This is a genomic window from Streptococcus sp. 121 (assembly GCF_016458205.1).
Lineage (GTDB): Bacteria > Bacillota > Bacilli > Lactobacillales > Streptococcaceae > Streptococcus.
Window position 1 is genome coordinate 1 of sequence record NZ_JAEMED010000087.1, and the last position, 653, is coordinate 653.

Genomic DNA, 653 nt, shown 5'->3' on the forward strand with positions numbered 1-653 from the left:
CCATCGAAAGATCCAGTAGCGGAAGCGAAGGAAGACGCTAAGAAAGCGATCGAAGAAGCCTTGGCAGCGAAAGAAGCAGCGATTGACGCATCAGACGCAACTGATGAAGAAAAAGCAGCAGCTAAGGAAGCAGCAAAAGCAGAAGCGGACAAAGCTAAAGAAGCAGTCGATGCAGCAGAGACAGCAGATGCAGTAACAGAAGCAAAAGATTCTGGAGTTAAATCTGTAGAAGATGTTGAAGTACCATCGAAAGATCCAGTAGCGGAAGCGAAGGAAGACGCTAAGAAAGCAATCGAAGAAGCCTTGGCAGAGAAAGAAGCAGCGATTGACGCATCAGACGCAACTGATGAAGAAAAAGCAGCAGCTAAGGAAGCAGCAAAAGCAGAAGCGGACAAAGCTAAAGAAGCAGTCGATGTAGCAGAGACAGCAGATGCAGTAACAGAAGCGAAAGATTCTGGTGTTAAATCTGTAGAAGATGTTGAAGTACCATCGAAAGATCCAGTAGCGGAAGCGAAGGAAGACGCTAAGAAAGCGATCGAAGAAGCCTTGGCAGCGAAAGAAGCAGCGATTGACGCATCAGACGCAACTGATGAAGAAAAAGCAGCAGCTAAGGAAGCAGCAAAAGCAGAAGCGGACAAAGCTAAAGAAGCAGT

1 protein-coding gene is annotated in these 653 nt (G+C 46.9%); it reads left to right on the forward strand.

What is annotated here, in order from left to right; translation table 11 throughout:
- On the forward strand, positions 1 to 653 hold a 653-nt coding region (locus tag JEQ21_RS09830), incomplete at both ends, for a DUF1542 domain-containing protein (RefSeq protein ID WP_199365320.1).